This window comes from Salinivibrio sp. AR640 (genome assembly GCF_001995405.1).
Classification (GTDB): domain Bacteria; phylum Pseudomonadota; class Gammaproteobacteria; order Enterobacterales; family Vibrionaceae; genus Salinivibrio; species Salinivibrio costicola.
Genome location: NZ_MUFD01000022.1, coordinates 32,068 through 49,890, shown reverse-complemented (window position 1 = coordinate 49,890; position 17,823 = coordinate 32,068). Strand labels below are relative to the sequence as shown.

Sequence of the window (17,823 nt, the reverse complement as noted above, 5' to 3'; positions counted from 1 at the left end):
CTCCTTGGTAGGCTGGCATGAATGCCAGCCTCATCGCGTTAAAATTGATAGGACGCCGTCAATTTAATATTGCGGCCGGGCTCGTAATCGAGGATTTCTGCGCCTCGTTCACCTGACGTTGACGCATGCGAGCGATAGCGACTGTCAAACAAGTTGTCGACCCCAGCCGTCAAAGTGAAACCGTCTACCGCCATCGGTTGCCACTGAGCGAACACGTTGTGTACTGTGTAGCCCGGTTTGGTCAAGTTGCTATCAGGAACGGTGGTCGAGCGCTGAATTTGGGTGTTCCACCCCAGCAGCATATCCCAACGGTTCAACGCGTAATCCGCATTCAAGGCAAGGGTATCGCCGAGGTGGCGAGCGCGACCAAAAATTTGATCCAGTTGATACGCCTCTGAATAACTCACATCCGTACGACTGTAACTGGCTGACGCCGTCCACTGCTGCCATGCCCAATAGGTACTGGCCTCAAAGCCACGATAGGTGGCATCGCCACGGTTGGTGGTTTCATAAGCCCAATTACCACTGCCATCTTTGTAACTACGCACCACAATTTCATCATCGAGCTCAGTGCGAAACACCGTCAGATTGGCGGTTAACAAGTAGTCTTTTTGCGCCGCTGCGTTTGAGAGGCGCACACCAATTTCATCGGTCCGGCCATGCTCGGCTTTCAAGTCTTTATCCGCGCTTTCACTCAGTGCTGTGGTGGTGAATGATTCATTCAACGGCGGCGCTTTGTGCAGCTCTCGACTGTTGGCAAACAGGGTGAGATAGTCGTTAGCGACAAACTCTGCACCCAACGCCAGCGACACATCATCGTAACGCTGACTCGAGCTGGTCGCTCGACGATCAAAGCTGTCATAACGTACCGCTGGTGTCACCGAAAAGCGTGAGGTCAGCGCTATCTTGTCTTCCACATACAGCGCAATCTTGTCGGCCGACTCCAAAATCTGTACACCCGGTTTGGCAAATTGGGTGTCGTTGTCTTGGTTTTCATAGTGCGCACCGTACGCGAGCTGATGATCGCCAATACGTTGCGACACACTGAGTTTTACCCCAATATTCGTGTCTTCTGCCACGTTGACGCCTTTGCGGTCAGCCAGAAATGGGTGGGTCGCAAATTCGGTTTCATCACGGGTGAGTGACAGCTGGTTATAATAGGCCAGCGCTTTTAATTCGATGGTTTGTGACGGCGTGTATTCATAGTTGATCGTCGCGGTATCACGATCGTAGGTCACTGGCAGGGTCATTTCGCCCGTGCGATTGCGGTTGAAGCTCACGCCCATATCAGGACGCGGTAGGTAATCGCCCTTATCGCGGTACTTGTCATAACTGACTTCAAAGCGATGCCCACTCTCAGGCTCCCAACCTAGTTTCACTAAGCCATTAGTGACCTCACCTTCACCGCCGAAGGTACGATGCCCATTGCCGTCTTTAAAGTTGTCGCGATCAAAACGGCTGATATATGCCATCGCATCCCATTCATCACTCAACAACCCATAAACGGTCAACGAGCCTTGCTGGTAATCGTTACTGCCCCAGCCCCCACTTAGGCGTGCCCCAAATGTCTCATTCGCACGCAAGAGATCGTACGGATCTTTGGTTTCAAACGCGACCGCGCCCCCCAGCTCGCTAGTGAGAATCGACGATGCGCCCACCGCGACATCAACACGCTGCAAAATGTCAGGATTTAAAGTGAGGTTGCTGATGTGGTGGAACATTTTACCGCCTTGTGAGGCGCCATCGACGGTGATATCCAGATCTTGTTCGGTAAAGCCACGGATATTAATGCGCTGGGTGAGCGAGTGCGTGCCGCCCACATCCACACCGGGAATATCACGCAATAAGTCAGAGAGGTGATCGGGCTGCTTCACGGTAAGATCGGCCTCCCCCAGGTAACGGGAGGAGCTAGACACTTTTGTGCCCCACACGGACACCGTTTCTATGCTTTCACCTTCGGGGCTATCAGCCATCGCAGAGGGACACAAAGCACTGGCAATGCTCAGCGCAAGCAAAGCCGGACGCGCCTTGGCGGGAAGTAACAACGTCATAATTCATTTCCTTCTTGGACAACCCAAACAACTAAATGATACTAATTCGCATTTATGTTACTGTTTAAGTGGTTTTCAGGAAGAAAAAAGAGTTATGCGCGTGCATCAAGCTTTTATGCGCAGAGCTTTTATGTGCAGAGCTTTTATGCATAGCGCGTTGATGCAGCATGTTAAGGGGGAACACTATGGCAGCACCCGTGTCTGTTGTTTGCACACAACGAGAATCCAGCGCAGAGGGTCACGCCGAGATCATGGCTAACCACTCGCAACGGACGCAATCTCTGGTGCGAGGGCAGTTCTCACATACCTTATGTCCGGGAGGGTTGCAGGTCGATGGCGGGATCACCGATGAGTTATGTGATGCCAATGTGCTCCACCGTGCCCATCTGGGGATCACGCTAGTGATAGTCCTCGAAGGCATGCTGGAGTTTGCCTACGATGGCCACACCTATCGGTGTGATGCACGCCACCAGCCCCAAGCGCTTGCCGTCTCCGTGGGTCGTGATAGCACCTTTCGCCGTCGCTTAATTGAGGGGAACCACCTGAAAAAAGTGAACATATTGCTACCCCCCGAATGGCTTAATGGCTATGCAGACGAGCAAGCCTTGCCACTGCTTAGTGGCTTGCATCGCCATCATTTAGGCTATGTACGCTGGCAACCGAGTACCTCCATACTTGACTCCATTCGCGCCTTATTACCCAGTATTAATAGGCAACATGAGGCTGATCCCCTGACCCAGCATCTACATGCACTCACCATCATCAAGTATCTGTGTGACCAAGCCGCTCATCTGATCATTGAGCCTGTTATCGAACACATCCCTACCACCCATGAACCACAAGTCGCAAAAGCCGTCGCGTATATTGAGACCAAACTGCATACCGCATTGACCTTATCGACCATTGCACACGCGTGCGGCCTGAGTCGCAGCACACTGCAGCGTCGTTTTCGTACTCATTTGGGCGTGCCCGTGTCTGATTACATTCGCCGCCGCCGGCTCGCGGTGGTCAAAGAAAAGTTGCTACATGAGGCGATTTCAATTGGCGAAGCGGCTTACTGGGCGGGCTACCATCACCCCTCTAATTTCGTCACCGCATTTAAGCGTCAGTTTGGTATGACGCCCGGTCAGTTGATCCAGTCGCACACCCGTGCGGTGTGATCATGGTATTTGTGTATACTCATCCTATTAACATGAAAAGGAAAACATATGAGACAGCGTCGCCGTGTCGCATTGACTGCTGGATTGTTGGTTGCCGCATTAGCCGCCAGTGCGCTTTATATTGTTCGTTCGCAACAAGCTACCATCCCTGCGACAACATCGCATACCGTCACGGCGCCAACCTTTGTGACCGTTAATAGCCAAGCCGCGCTTGAGGCTGAGCTTGCCAAAGCCGCTACCAATCAACAAGTCGCCTTTGTCGACTATTACGCCGACTGGTGCATTCCATGCAAACAGTTTGCGCAAAAAACATTTACCGATCCGGCAGTGGCTAAGCCACTTAATACTATGCACCGAATTAAAGTGAACCTGAGTAAAAACCGTCCGGAAGATTTTGCCTTGATGCGTAGCCAAGCAGTAGCAGGCTTACCGACTCTCGATTTTTGGCTTCCCACGGGGGAACGAGATCAAGCGGCGCGTATAACCGGCTTTTTACCTCCTGAGGCATTTCTCGCTCACCTCAATGAACATGCACTTATGCCGTCAGTAAAAAGCAAGGAATGATCAATCTCTTAGTTCTCTTGTTACAAAATTGATAAGCCCCGCATCGGGTGATAGGTTGAAAGAAACTGAAGGGAAAGATAGCCGCATTATGGAAGCGCAACACACCATCGTTATTGCTGATGATCATCCACTATTTCGAAATGCCTTATTTCAATCTGTGCATATGGCGATAAGCGGTGCCAACCTGTTGGAAGCAGATAGCTTAGATAGCTTGCATAAAATACTCGCACGAGATGCTGACGTCGATTTAGTCCTACTCGACCTCAAAATGCCCGGCGCTAACGGCATGTCCGGTCTGATTGAGCTGCGCAACCAATATCCTAGCCTGCCCATTGTCGTCGTCTCTGCCAGCGAAGAACGCAATGTGATCCGTCAAGTGCATTCACATGGTGCGTTTGGCTTTATCCCTAAGTCCAGCGATATGCGCGCCTTGGTGCAATCATTAACCCAGGTACTCGAGGGAACGCCTTGTTTTCCTGATGATCTCGGCGAGGAGGATGACAGCGAGTGCCTATCTAGCAAACTCGCTGCGCTGACACCGCAGCAGTATAAGGTGTTGCGGATGCTCTGTGACGGTCTGCTCAATAAACAAATCGCTTACGATCTCGCCGTTTCCGAAGCCACCATCAAAGCGCATATGACGGCTATTTTCCGCAAGCTCGGGGTGAAAAATCGTACGCAAGCGGTGATTTTATTGCAGCAATCCAATATAGAACTTTGATACGCTAGCGCCCTCGACCCTATTATGGAGCGCCCATGCTAAGTATTCTGGCTACACAATTCGTGATCTTATGGGCCGTGATCGATCCTGTCGGTAGCGTGCCCATTTATCTCTCGCAAACCAGCCATATGACGGCGAAACAAAAACGCCGCGTTGCGATTAAAGCCGTCACTATTTCCTTTGCGATTTTGCTTTTCTTTCTCATTATTGGTCAGATTTTGTTAGAAGCGATGCAAATTCCACTGCCCGCATTTCAAGCCGCGGGCGGTTTAGTACTCCTTCTTTTTGCTCTGACCATGATTTTCGGCGAAGGCAAACCCAGCCAAGAGGCCAAAATGCTGAGCGAAAACGTGGATAAAGCCGAGATAGCGGCAACGGCCGTTTATCCGTTGGCTGTGCCTTCCATTGCCTCCCCCGGCGCCATGATGGCCATTGTGATGCTCACCGATAACAACCGCTATGCCATTGCTGAACAAGCGATCACCGCGGGAGTGATGTTTTTAGTTCTGCTCGCGACCTTGGCTTTACTCCTCGGGGCCAATGTGATTCACAAAGTGATTGGTAATGTGGGCGCTTCGATTATCAGTCGCGTAATGGGGCTGATTCTCGCCTCGGTGGCAGTGGCTAATTTACTCGAAGGGGTCCAAAAGTTTTACCACTTAAGTTAGACCTTTGGCGAAAGCCTTGGCTGGCTCACACGGAGCCAGCCCAACCTACCTCACAAAACACCTGATTTTTCCTCCGATTGCCTACAACTAAGCTCGACTAAAGTTGCAATGTCGCTTTGCCTAACCCCTGCTATCGTCATTACGTAACATTCCATTAACGTAATAAACAAGGAGAAGGCGATGGCGTTTCAAAGCAAGGAACACGCAAAAGCCTACTGGGACAGAAACGTAAAACTGATGATCAGCTTACTGATTGTCTGGTTTGTGGTCTCATTTGGCTGCGGGATCTTATTCGTTGATGCTCTCAATACCATTCAAATTGGCGGCTACAAATTAGGATTCTGGTTTGCTCAGCAGGGATCGATTTATACCTTCCTCGGCATCATTTTTGTGTATACCAAACAAATGCGCAAACTCGATCGCGAGTTCGGTGTTGACGACGAGTAAGAGGATAAACACATGGATTTAAGAACCATTACTTATATTGTTGTCGGGTTCACATTCGCACTCTACATCGGGATTGCAATTTGGGCACGCGCAGGCTCCACTAAGGAGTTTTACGTCGCGGGCGGCGGGGTCAACCCCATCGCAAACGGGATGGCTACCGCTGCAGACTGGATGTCAGCCGCTTCCTTTATTTCAATGGCCGGCTTAATTGCCTTTATGGGTTATGGCGGTTCGGTGTTTTTAATGGGTTGGACTGGCGGCTTCGTGCTTCTTGCATTGCTGCTCGCGCCTTATCTCCGTAAGTTTGGCAAATTTACCGTGCCAGAGTTTGTCGGTGAGCGCTTTTATTCAAAAACCGCACGTATCGTCGCTGTCATCTGCTTAATCATCGCCTCAGTGACGTATGTTATCGGTCAGATGAAAGGGGTTGGAGTGGCTTTTGGTCGCTTTTTAGAAGTGGATTACTCCACCGGGCTATTAATCGGTATGGTGATCGTCTTTATGTATTCCGTGATGGGCGGGATGAAAGGCATTACTTATACCCAAATTGCTCAATATTGCGTACTCATTTTAGCTTACACCATTCCCGCAATCTTTATTTCCCTTAACTTGACTGGTAATCCGTTCCCACAACTGGGTCTCGGTAGCACCATGGCGGGCACCGATCAGTATCTGCTCGATCGACTGGATCAGGTGGTCACCGAACTTGGCTTTGTGGAATACACCACCGCAGTGCGTGGCAGTACGCTCAATATGTTTGCCTACACCATGTCACTGATGATTGGTACTGCTGGCTTACCCCACGTCATTATCCGTTTCTTTACCGTGCCTAAGGTACGTGATGCTCGGGCTTCTGCGGGTTGGGCGCTGTTCTTTATCGCGATTTTGTACACCTCAGCACCTGCGGTCGCGGCAATGGCGCGCTTGAACTTAATGGACACTGTGAATCTGCCTAATGGCGACAATCTTGTCTATGACGAACGTCCAGACTGGTTCAAAAACTGGGAAAAAACCGGGCTACTTGGTTTTGATGATAAAAACGGCGATCAAAAAATTCAGTACACGTCGGATTCGGCAACCAACGAATTACGCGTTGACCGCGATATTATTGTCCTGGCCAATCCCGAAATCGCCAAACTGCCTAACTGGGTGATCGCCTTGATTGCCGCCGGTGGCCTGGCGGCCGCTTTATCGACCGCAGCCGGGTTATTATTGGCTATATCGTCCGCGATATCTCATGATCTGATTAAAGGGGTCGTCAATCCGAATATCAGTGAAAAAGGCGAGCTGATGGCGAGCCGGATATCCATGGCATTAGCGATTGCCGGCGCTGGATACTTGGGGCTCAATCCACCAGGCTTTGCGGCCGGGACAGTGGCACTTGCCTTTGGTTTGGCCGCGTCATCGATATTCCCGGTACTGATGATGGGGATCTTCACCAAAACCATCAATAAAGAGGGCGCAATTGCGGGTATGGTAGCGGGGATCAGTGTCACCCTGTTCTATGTCTTCCAACATAAAGGGATTCTGTTTGTCGCTGATTGGACCTACTTAGAAGGCTTAGGCAGCAACTGGATCTTAGGGATTGAACCCAATGCCTTTGGTGCAGTCGGGGCAGTCTGCAACTTTGTTGTCGCTATCATTGTGTCACGCATGACGAAGGAAACACCGCAAGAGGTGCAAGACTTAGTCGAACACGTTCGCATGCCATCGGGTGCGGGTGATGCGCAATCACACTGATACAGTGTTAAACTATCCAAGCCCCTTCGGGGGCTTTTAAACGACCGATTATGTCCAGCCAAGGAGAGGCATGATGTCAACGATAACGCGTTTATTAACCAACAAGCATGTAGTTATCGCGATGCTAGTCGCGCCAGTGCTCGCAGTGATAGCCTATTTTGCGGTCGATGCCAGTGTGTCTGAAGCGCCCAAGGCGGCCCAACCGGGGAAAAGCTACCCGCTTGCTGTCCGCTCCAACTGTCGCTATACCAGCGGATTTTGTCAGCTCGAAAATGGTGATATGAAACTCAAACTGGAGTCACAAGGGATCGAGGATAATCAGCTTACGTTGCAGCTAGTCAGTGAGTTGCCTTTAGAAGGTGTTCGTATTGGCCTGGCACAGACCTCGCCCCAAGCAATGCAAGCCACCGGTGATAAAGGTACCCACTGGCTCGTATCACTGCCAGCACCAAAGAGTAATGATGCACAAATCCGCGTCGCAGTGAGCATGGCGGGTAGCCATTATTTTGCGCAAACGCCTGCTACGTTTATCGAGCACAAGACCTTTTACACCGAACACCAGCAAGCCCAAGACGCATCATAGTCGACGACAAAATGCGTCATAATTGATGATACGATGATGGCCCCAGCGAAGGGAGCCACTAGCTATTCAGCGACATCACGGCAGGTCGAATCGCGGCAATAATCACAGCGATTTTGTGTTCATAAGCTTGTTCAGCAAGCCAGTGGTTCACATCGGCCCATCCGTCGCCATCCAAGTGAGCAAGTTCATCGACTTCAATATGACCATCAATAGGATCAAATCGTCCTTCGACCTTGACGGTACCGATATCGGTTTCAAGGCGCGCGAATGCAAACGGCGTCATTATTTTCCTCGCTGTTGTAATAGGGTCCGTAGCTTCAGCGGCTTCACGGGCTTAGACAGATACGTAAAGCCTAGCCCAGTTACCGCCTGTTGTGTTTCAGTACTGCGGTCAGCGCTGATCATTACGCCATGAAAACAAGCGCCCAACTTTAGCTGGCATTGCTGTAATACTTGTAGGCCCGTTTGTTGGTTGGCTAAATGATAGTCACTCAGCACAAATTCAGGTTGCCATTGTTCACTGATTTGCTGCATTGCCTCGCCAACATCTTGCGCGCACCGCACATCACAGCCCCAACGTGATAAAAGCTGGGTCATTCCGGTCAAAATATCTTGTTCATTATCAACGCATAATACTCGGCACCCTTCCAACACCTGGGCGCTGTGCAGCGTTGGTGTGGCGCCTTTCGGAATAGCATTCACTTGGCGGATATCACTGCCATCAACAGTGACGGAAAAAACAGTCCCCTTGCCTGGCCATGACTTCAGTCCCAACGGTTGAGACAAGATTTGGCTAATGCCTTTCGCGATAGCCAACCCCAGTCCCAGCCCCTGCTCTGCACCTTGGCGCTCAATCCGAGTGAACTCTTGAAAAATATCTTGCTGGCGAGCCAACGGGATCCCATCCCCATCATCCCAAACCTCGATTCGATAATCATGGCCGGTACGGCGCACGCCCAATAACACCCGTCCGTCTGGGTTGTAGCGAAAGGCATTGGTTAAGAAGTTTTGCAATACTCGCCTAAGGAGGGTTTTATCCGAGCGCACAATGGCCCGGCTGCGGCAGACATGAAAATCGAGGCCTTGTCGGTGTGCTAACACTCCAAATTCCGCTTCAAGCGCATCAAAGACTTCACTCAATGGAAAGGATTCAATCCGGGCTTTCATCTTGCCCGATTCAAGACGAGAAATATCCAATAAGTCTCCAATCAATACCTCAGCGCTTTCGAGCGCACTTTCGATATGCTGCGCGGCGGTTCCTGTTTCGCGGTTGACCGCCATTTCACTCAGTGATGAGGCAAACAAGCGCGCCGCATTGAGCGGTTGCATTAAGTCGTGACTCACTGCGGCTAAAAAACGGCTTTTTGACTGCGAGGCAGATTCCGCTTTACGGGTGGCGTCGATTAAACGGCTATTCAAGCGCTCCAATTCCTGGGTTCGCTCAGTCACACGCGCTTCCAAGGTTTCGTTTGACTGTTTGAGCGCGGCTTCGGCATCGCGGAACGCGGTGATATCGGTAAAGGTCATGACAAAGCCCCCGCCCGGCATCGGATTACCTTGCAATTCAATCACGCGCCCGTCGGGATGAACACGCGAGGACGTATGCGGCTTTCGCCGCGTTAAGTGCATCACTCGTTTGCTCACATGATCCTCCGGATCGCCCGGCCCACACAATCCCCGCTGAGCATTGAACCGGATTAGGTCTGCGACCGGTCGTCCGACTTGAATAAGCCCAGGTGGGAATTGGAACATATCGATATAACGCTGATTCCACGCCACTAGCCGTAATTGTTTATCCACCACCGATATCCCTTGATTGATATGCTCAATGGCGCCTTGTAAAAGACCGCGAGAAAAATCAAACAACTCAGAGGCTTCATCCACGATGGTGGCAATTTCCTCCAGCTGCATATTTCGTCCTTGTAGTGCAGAAGACAGCACCAGCCGAGCGGATGACGATCCAAACACGCCCGCCAGCACCCGCTCGGTATGACGAATTAAAGGGGCGCTGGCCTGTTGCTGTGGCATTAACTCCTCACCGCGCTGCTCAGCAAATTGGCTAAAAGCCTGGCGCATGCGTCGACGCCCCACGAAGCGTGACGCCAGCATCTCAAGCTCTGCGACCGTGACTCGGCTTTGATACAAGCGCGCACCATCGTTTTCGGGTAATGGCATGCCGACAAATGCGGCGGCTTGCAAGCGCTCACTCAGTGACGGTCGTGTTAATAAAGACACAAGGATAAAGCTGGCGGCATTCATCAATACGCTAAAGGCCAACCCCCAATCAATAATATTAAGCCCGGCGAGTGGAGGAAATGATGGTGGCGTAATCAGCCAGATAAGCATATTGGATTGCCCATCCCCTGCCAGCATCCCGGTTTGGACCATCATGGTCACCAACCAAAGCGAAAATCCGACCGTTAGCCCAGCGTACACCCCTTTTTTATTACCTTGCCGCCAATACAAGGCGCCAACCATGGCAGGTGCAAATTGCGCGATGGCAGCAAAAGACAGAAAGCCAATTTCTGACAAGGTTGGGACAGTTAAAATCAAATGATAGAAGCCCCAAGCGGCAATCAAAATCAAGAAAATCAGCGCGCGACGGACGTTGAGTAATAAACCAGAAAATTGCGCGAAATTGCGAGAGGCCATTTTCATACGCCGTAACAGCAGCGGCATAACAAGATCATTGGAGACCATAATGGCCAGCGCAATGGTAGAAACAATCACCATGCCACTGGCTGCCGAGGCACCGCCCATAAACGCCAGTAATGCCATACCTTCCGCGCCCACAGATAAGGGCAAGCGAATCACATAGGCATCCGCCGGTGTACCGGGCAATAACGCTTGCCCGGCATAAGCCATGGGAAGGACAAAAATTAGCATCAGGAGTAGATAGGTTGGGAAGACTTTACGTGCCATGTTCAAATCGCTTGCACGCGTGTTTTCCACCACCATGGTATGAAACTGGCGCGGCAGACAAATAATCGCGGCGCCCGTTAAAAAGGTGTGAATGATTAAACTACCGACATCGGGCTCACCGATAACGCCTGATGCTTCAAGCGTTATTGGCAACGTCGGCGCTTGGAATAACAGCGCAACAACAAACACGCCAACCCCGAGAAAAGCCACCAGCTTAATGACAGATTCAAACGCCACTGCCATCATCATACCGCGATGATGTTCGGTGCTATCAATGTGTCGAGTACCAAATAACACCGTAAAAACGGCGAGAACGACACACACCAACCACGCAATTTGCGTTTGTTCTAAGCCAACACTCCGCCCCATTTCCGGCGAGAGCACGTCAAGGCCCATGGCAATGCCGCGTAGTTGCAACGCAATATAAGGGAGCACCCCCACCACAGCGATCAGCGTCACCATCACAGCCAGTCCCTGAGACTTGCCATATCGCGCCGCAATAAAGTCAGCGATCGAAGTGATATGTTCGCGTTTGGCAATCAGAATGAGACGAGCGAGAAAGCGCCATCCTAGGGTAAACACCAACATCGGCGCCAGATAAATCGGCAAAAAGGACCATGGAGAGCTGGACGCTTGGCCGACGGTGCCAAAAAAGGTCCAAGAGGTGCAATAAACGGCAATGGAAAGGCTATAAATCCAAGGCCGCCATTTGTGAAGCCAGCGCGGCTGGCGATCGCCATACCAGGCAATGGCAAATAATGCCCCCATATAGAGCAGTGAAACAGAGACAATTACCCAGCCTTGTGTCATGACTCCCTTCCTGACGCCATAATGTGCCAAATCCTTTGGCTGGGTGTACCACGGCAACGGCGCCCACTCAATCATGCAATGCTGGCTTTGTGGGCGCTCTAGCTAACTTTATTGCAAGCCGGTAAGCCGTTTATTGCACACTGGCATGCTTGGCGCGTCGAAATTCGGGCTCACGTAATGGGAGCACAAAAACAGGCAACGCAAGCAGCGCCATTGCGTAAAAGGTTCCCGATGGCGAAACCGCATAAATCCACCCACTTGTAGTAGTAAGAGCCGCGACCACCGCGCCCATCGGCAACGCGTTATAAGCAGCTTGTGCAGCGACCAACCGCGTTCCGCATTCACGCTGAATATACTGCATGGCACCCAAGTGCGCACCGGCAAAGGTGACGCCATGGAGTAACTGAACCAACACAACGGGAATGGCTGCGGTGGTGGTGCCTGTTATCCCCCAACGGATCAATACGCCTAACGCAGCCAATTGGAATAGCGACTTGGACGACCAACCGCTAAAAAGCCGGGCGCCGAGAGCAAATACGGCCACTTCTGATACGACGCCCAAGCTCCATAAATAGCCGACGATACTCTCGCTGTAACCGGCCTGCTTCCAATAAATCGCACTAAAGCTGTAATAGGCGGCATGACTGCCCTGCAACAAAGAGGCGATCAGCAAAAATACAATGACCTGACGATCACGGAATAGCTGACGCATCGACACTTTGCTGCCTGTCATATCATGCTCGCTTTGCGGCATGATGGTCGGACGACGCAAGGTCAGCAGTAAACATGCCGATAAGCCACCGATTGCCACCCAAGGAATAATTGCCGCCGATTGCTCGGTCACCAACCAGCCCGTTAAGCTCGAACCGACAATAAAGGCAATCGACCCCCAAAGACGCGTACGACCATAGTCGATATACCGATGACGCGCGTAATAGTTCGCTAACGCATCAGACAAGGGCACCGCTGGACCAATGGCTAAATTAAACAACACAGTGACGAAAGCCAGCCACCACACATTGGCGCCCATCATAGGATGCAAGGCACAGGTCACTAACGCCATCAAGGTCAACGCCCGCAGAGCCGGCAACAAAGCCTCAACCTGTTGCACGCGCGGAGTAAACACTAAGTTGGCGACACACCGGGTAGCAAAACCAAGCCCAATCAAGGTCCCGATCACGCCCGAATTAAGGCCTAGAGACTCAAACCATATCGCCCAAAACGGCAAATACACGCCATACGAAAAAAAGAAGCCGCCAAAATATTCTGACAACCAACGAAAGGGGGAACATTGGGTTAATGCCATATCATTACTTCATATTAAGAGACATACGGCGCTAAGTGTCGCAGTAATAGGACGGGAAAAAAAGACACAAGCGGCGCTTATTGATGGCAAAACATTGATCTCGTCGATGAAACCGTCGTAACTGGCTAGACTAAAGTCGGCTAGCAGGATCGCGAGGGCTAGGACACACTGAGGCTATCATAGTGAGGAGTGCGATTATGCCTGAACCTTTTGACACCTCGCAGCCACCGTTTGATTGCCTAACGCCCGCACAAGCCAAACAATGTCGACAAGCGCTGGATGTTGGCTATTTTCGACGTGGTGACAGCCTGATCCATGCAGGCGATACGGGTGAGCAGCTGTTTATCATTATTAAAGGCAGTGTCGAAGAAGTCTCAGAAGAAGGCCAAGAAGTGTTTTCTCACTATACGTCTGAGGATTTATTTGACGTCCCCGCGCTCGTGCACGGCACCGCCAAACATCAATACCGCGCCCTAGAAGATACGCTTTGTCACCTACTACCGGCCGAGGTGTTTCTTGCGATCTACCATAGTAATCAAGACTTCCGCGATTACTTTGAGACCAACTTACAACGCCGACAAGCGTTAATGGTCCAGGCACGTCAGCAACAAAACCTCGCCGAATTTATGCTCACCAGGATTGATGATAGTAATATTCAACCTGCGTTATGTATTTCCCCAACGCTGACGATAAAAGCCGCGACCGCGCAAATGAAAGCCGAACGCTGTGACTGTGCATTGGTGACGTTTGATGATGGAGACTGCGGGATCATTACCCGGACGAACTTATTACACGCTTTGGTACTCGATGACTATGATCAATCCGCCCACGTTGGCGAGGTGGCCACGCGCCCTGTGGTCAGTGTTGAACGCGGTGACTTTCTTTTTCATGCCATGATCAGTATGACGCGCCAGCGCGTGAAGCGTGTGCGTGTGGTCGACCAGCAAGGGCAAACCGCGGGGATGCTTGACCTGCCGCAAGTGCTGAGCCTATTTTCAACCCACTCACACGTGCTCAACTTGCAAATTGCGCGCGCCCAAACCATTGATGAGTTAGTTATCGCCGCCAATAGCCAGAGCAAACTGGTGCATACCCTATTTAATAACGGCATCCATACCCGCTTTGTGATGCAACTCATCGCTACCGTGAATGAACAAATCATGGAAAAAGCCTTTCGCTTGTTGGTGCCCGAGAACTATCAAAACCAGTGCTGCATGGTGGTGATGGGCTCAGAAGGACGGGGCGAGCAAGTACTTAAAACCGATCAAGATAATGCGCTTATTCTCGCCGATGACCTGGACTGGCCGGATTGTCAGCAAGTCATGGCGGCCTTTTCACACACGCTTTATCAACTGGGCTACCCGCCCTGCCCCGGCAATGTGATGGTCAGCAACCCCAAATGGGTAAAAACCGCCTCGCAATGGCAACAAACCGTGCGCAACCTCGTCCAAAGTGCCAATGAACAAAGCGTGATGGATTTGGCCATCTTAGCCGATAGCCAGGCGATTGCCGGGGATCTCAGCTTGATTAATGCGATCCAAACACCACTTCACGAGGCGTTAAGTGACAATATGTTGGCGCTTAATACCTTTGTGCGTCCCGCGCTGGCCTTCCGGGTTCCTTTGACCGTGTTTGGCTCGCTTAAAAGCAGTAAAGAAGGGCTAGATATTAAAAAAGGCGGCATTTTCCCGATCGTCCACGGTGTTCGCACCATGAGCTTAGAAAAAGGGATCACCGAGACCAATACCTTTGAGAGGCTCGCGCAACTGGCCCAGTTAGGCACACTGGCCGACGAAACGGCAGCAAACCTGTCAGAGGCGCTAAAACTGTTCATTCGTCTTCGTCTACGCCAACAACTTCGTGGTGAGCAGCAAAGTAACCGCCTGGATGTGGCCGACTTACCGTCGAGTGAACGCGATCTATTGCGCCACGGGTTGCACGTGGTGAAAAAGTTTAAACAATCCCTCGCGTTCCACTATCATGTGAGGGATTAACGTGAACCAGCTGGCTCGCTATTGGCATCGCTATCGGTTGCGCCACTCTCCTTATCGCGCGCTCTTTTTACCGCCAGATAAACGTACCCTGATATCACTGGATTGTGAAACCACCAGCCTTGACCCAGCTCATGCCGAGTTAGTTACGATTGCGGCGACACCGATCAAAGGCAACCGTATTCTGACCAGTCAATCGCTGACACTCACCCTTGCCGCACCCGAAAGTTTAAGCGCCGGCTCCGTGCGCATTCATCAATTGCGTCATCAAGATCTTGTCCATGGTGTCAGTGCCAAGCAGGCCATGACCTCACTGATCCACTTCATCGGTAATCATCCTTTAGTTGGCTACCATATCCGCTACGACAAAAGCATTTTGGATCGCTATGCCCGTCAATATCTTGGTTTCCCGCTGCCCAACCCACTGATTGAAGTCAGCGACATTTATCAACGCAAATTAGAGCGCTTACTCCCTAATGCTTATCATGACATTAGCATGGAAGCGATCAGTCGCCATCTAGAGATTCCCCTTCCTGCTCGCCATGATGCTTTAGACGATGCCTTAGCAGCGGCCCTGATTTATGTTCGCCTGACGCAAGGCGAGATGCCAATCCCTCAATCTCGGTAATCCAGCGCCCTTGAATCGCAATAAAAGTGCGATCCAGCGCCCAGTAACTGGCCCGACAACACCACAATCCACTTAAAAATCAAGGGGCTCATCCTAAAGTCTAATTGCCGGATAGCCTTATCTGTCACACCTTTACTGCATGGTTTACGTTTGCCAGGCCGCGGTAACGCCTGACATCTCACGACATGGAAGCGCCGCGCGGAGCATCGCGGACACGAGGAGAAACAGGATGAGCGATAGTCACGTATATCCCGTCATGCCTTCAATTGCACAAAAGGCACACGCTGATGAGGCCAAATATCAAGCTCTCTATCAGCAGTCAATTACCGACCCTGAGGGGTTTTGGCGAGAACAAGGCCAGATAATTGATTGGATAAAACCTTACAGCAACGTCAAGCACACGTCCTTTGATACGGGGCATGTCGATATTCGCTGGTTTGAAGATGGCACACTCAACGTGGCGGCTAACTGTATTGATCGCCACCTAAAAGACAAAGGCGATCAAATCGCGTTGATTTGGGAAGGCGATGATCCCAACGACGATGCGACCCTGACTTACCAAGCCCTTTACGAGCACGTGGGTCGCTTTGCTAACGCCCTAAAAGCGCAAGGGGTTAAAAAAGGCGATGTGGTTTGCTTGTATATGCCGATGGTCATGGAAGCGGCCATCGCGATGCTCGCTTGTGCGCGCATTGGGGCGGTGCATACCGTCGTATTCGGTGGCTTCTCCCCTGAAGCGCTTGCAGGCCGCATCATTGACTCGAACGCGAAAGTGGTGGTAACTGCGGATGAAGGGGTACGCGGTGGCCGTGCCGTCCCGTTAAAGCAAAATGTCGATGAAGCGCTAACCCACCCCAACGTGAAGTCAATCGAAAAAGTGGTGGTCTACCAGCGCACAGGTGGCGACATTGATTGGCATCATCACCGCGATGTCTGGTGGCATGAGGTCACGGAAAACGCATCGGTGGATTGCCCCGCAGAAGAAATGCAGGCTGAAGATCCCCTTTTCATTCTCTACACCTCTGGCTCCACCGGCACCCCCAAAGGCGTTCTCCACACCACAGGTGGATACTTGGTTTACGCCGCAATGACCTTTAAATACGTTTTCGATTATCAAGACGGCGAGGTGTTCTGGTGTACCGCCGATGTCGGCTGGATTACCGGTCACAGCTATCTGGTGTATGGCCCGCTCGCGAACGGGGCAAAAACCCTTTTATTCGAAGGTGTTCCCACCTACCCGACCACGGCGCGAATGAGTGAAGTGGTCGATAAGCACCAGGTCAATATCCTCTACACCGCTCCCACCGCGATTCGCGCACTGATGGCCAAAGGCAATGAAGCCGTTGCCGGCACCCAACGTAATTCGCTACGGATCATGGGATCGGTCGGCGAGCCCATCAACCCCGAGGCCTGGGAGTGGTATCACAGCACCATCGGTAATCAAGCCTGCCCAATTGTCGATACTTGGTGGCAAACAGAGACGGGTGGGATTTTGATTACGCCCCTCCCTGGTGCTACACCACTTAAACCGGGCTCAGCGACGCGTCCTTTCTTTGGTGTTCAGCCAGCGCTGGTGGACAACATGGGCAATCTTCTTGATGGCGCGACAGAGGGTAACTTGGTGATGCTGGACTCATGGCCCGGTCAAATGCGGACCGTATTTGGTGACCACGATCGCTTCGAGCAGACTTACTTCTCGACCTTCAAAGGCATGTATTTTACCGGTGACGGCGCGCGCCGCGATCAAGACGGTTATTACTGGATCACCGGCCGGGTTGATGATGTACTCAATATATCCGGGCACCGAATGGGCACCGCCGAAGTCGAATCCGCTTTGGTGGCATTCAATAAGATTGCTGAAGCGGCAATTGTCGGGGTACCTCATGATATCAAAGGCCAAGCCATTTATGCCTATATCACCCTCAACGCCGGTGAAGTGCCGAGCGCCGAATTGCATAAAGAAGTGAAAGAATGGGTGCGAAAAGAAATCGGACCGATCGCCACGCCAGATTTCATTCATTGGACCGATGCGCTCCCTAAAACACGTTCCGGTAAAATCATGCGCCGAATTCTGCGTAAAATTGCCACAGGCGAAACCGGAAGCTTAGGAGATACGTCTACCCTTGCCGACCCGAGTGTGGTGGATAAGCTTATTGCAGAAAAAGAGAGTGTGGTGTAACCCTCACGAAAGATTGCTTAGCAACCTTTGCCGCCCACGGGCGGCTTTTTTAT

Annotated in this window: 14 protein-coding genes; 10 read left to right on the top strand and 4 right to left on the bottom strand. The window is 51.5% G+C overall.

What is annotated here, in order from left to right; translation table 11 throughout:
* Positions 1 to 38: 38 nt before the first annotated feature.
* A complete protein-coding gene (locus tag BZG75_RS11475) occupies positions 39 to 2,051 on the bottom strand; it encodes a TonB-dependent receptor domain-containing protein (RefSeq protein ID WP_077577066.1) in 2,013 nt (670 codons plus the stop codon).
* Between the two features lie 185 nt (positions 2,052 to 2,236).
* Between BZG75_RS11475 and BZG75_RS11470 the strand changes: the two genes are divergently transcribed.
* From BZG75_RS11470 to BZG75_RS11440, 7 genes are all read left to right on the top strand, one after another.
* Complete coding sequence (locus BZG75_RS11470; RefSeq protein WP_158009985.1) at positions 2,237 to 3,211, top strand: helix-turn-helix transcriptional regulator; 975 nt, start codon at positions 2,237 to 2,239, stop codon at positions 3,209 to 3,211.
* A gap of 48 nt (positions 3,212 to 3,259) precedes the next feature.
* The gene (locus BZG75_RS11465) at positions 3,260 to 3,775 is read left to right on the top strand and encodes a thioredoxin fold domain-containing protein (RefSeq protein ID WP_077577062.1); all 516 of its coding nucleotides are present in this window, start codon (positions 3,260 to 3,262) and stop codon (positions 3,773 to 3,775) included.
* A gap of 88 nt (positions 3,776 to 3,863) precedes the next feature.
* A complete protein-coding gene (locus BZG75_RS11460; protein ID WP_077577060.1) occupies positions 3,864 to 4,496 on the top strand; it encodes a response regulator in 633 nt (210 codons plus the stop codon).
* Between the two features lie 35 nt (positions 4,497 to 4,531).
* Positions 4,532 to 5,164: a MarC family protein gene (locus tag BZG75_RS11455; protein ID WP_077461900.1), complete on the top strand. Its 633-nt coding sequence runs from the start codon at positions 4,532 to 4,534 to the stop codon at positions 5,162 to 5,164.
* 180 nt (positions 5,165 to 5,344) lie between these two features.
* Positions 5,345 to 5,611 carry a DUF4212 domain-containing protein gene (locus BZG75_RS11450; protein ID WP_021024098.1) on the top strand — a complete coding sequence of 89 codons (267 nt, stop codon included), beginning with the start codon at positions 5,345 to 5,347 and terminating at the stop codon, positions 5,609 to 5,611.
* Positions 5,612 to 5,623: 12 nt separating this feature from the next.
* Positions 5,624 to 7,351 (top strand): sodium:solute symporter family protein, encoded by a 1,728-nt coding sequence (locus BZG75_RS11445; RefSeq protein ID WP_077577059.1) that lies wholly within the window; start codon positions 5,624 to 5,626, stop codon positions 7,349 to 7,351.
* A gap of 73 nt (positions 7,352 to 7,424) precedes the next feature.
* The gene (locus BZG75_RS11440) at positions 7,425 to 7,934 is read left to right on the top strand and encodes a hypothetical protein (RefSeq protein ID WP_077461898.1); all 510 of its coding nucleotides are present in this window, start codon (positions 7,425 to 7,427) and stop codon (positions 7,932 to 7,934) included.
* Between the two features lie 58 nt (positions 7,935 to 7,992).
* Here BZG75_RS11440 and BZG75_RS11435 read toward each other — a convergent pair whose 3' ends face one another.
* From BZG75_RS11435 to BZG75_RS11425, 3 genes are all read right to left on the bottom strand, one after another.
* Positions 7,993 to 8,217: a hypothetical protein gene (locus BZG75_RS11435; RefSeq protein WP_077461897.1), complete on the bottom strand. Its 225-nt coding sequence runs from the start codon at positions 8,215 to 8,217 to the stop codon at positions 7,993 to 7,995.
* Positions 8,217 to 11,666 carry a PAS domain-containing hybrid sensor histidine kinase/response regulator gene (locus tag BZG75_RS11430; protein ID WP_077577057.1) on the bottom strand — a complete coding sequence of 1,150 codons (3,450 nt, stop codon included), beginning with the start codon at positions 11,664 to 11,666 and terminating at the stop codon, positions 8,217 to 8,219. Before BZG75_RS11430 ends, BZG75_RS11435 begins: the two co-directional genes overlap by 1 nt.
* A gap of 130 nt (positions 11,667 to 11,796) precedes the next feature.
* Entirely contained in the window at positions 11,797 to 12,972 is a 1,176-nt protein-coding gene (locus tag BZG75_RS11425) for a 3-phenylpropionate MFS transporter (protein WP_021024103.1), read from the bottom strand.
* Between the two features lie 197 nt (positions 12,973 to 13,169).
* On the opposite strand from BZG75_RS11425, the gene BZG75_RS11420 reads away from it, so the two are divergent.
* From BZG75_RS11420 to acs, 3 genes are all read left to right on the top strand, one after another.
* A complete protein-coding gene (locus BZG75_RS11420; protein WP_077577055.1) occupies positions 13,170 to 14,966 on the top strand; it encodes a DUF294 nucleotidyltransferase-like domain-containing protein in 1,797 nt (598 codons plus the stop codon).
* A 1-nt stretch (position 14,967) separates the two neighbouring features.
* Positions 14,968 to 15,591 carry a 3'-5' exonuclease gene (locus BZG75_RS11415; protein ID WP_077577053.1) on the top strand — a complete coding sequence of 208 codons (624 nt, stop codon included), beginning with the start codon at positions 14,968 to 14,970 and terminating at the stop codon, positions 15,589 to 15,591.
* A 229-nt stretch (positions 15,592 to 15,820) separates the two neighbouring features.
* Positions 15,821 to 17,770 (top strand): acetate--CoA ligase, encoded by a 1,950-nt coding sequence (gene acs, locus BZG75_RS11410; protein ID WP_077577051.1) that lies wholly within the window; start codon positions 15,821 to 15,823, stop codon positions 17,768 to 17,770.
* Positions 17,771 to 17,823 lie beyond the last annotated feature (53 nt).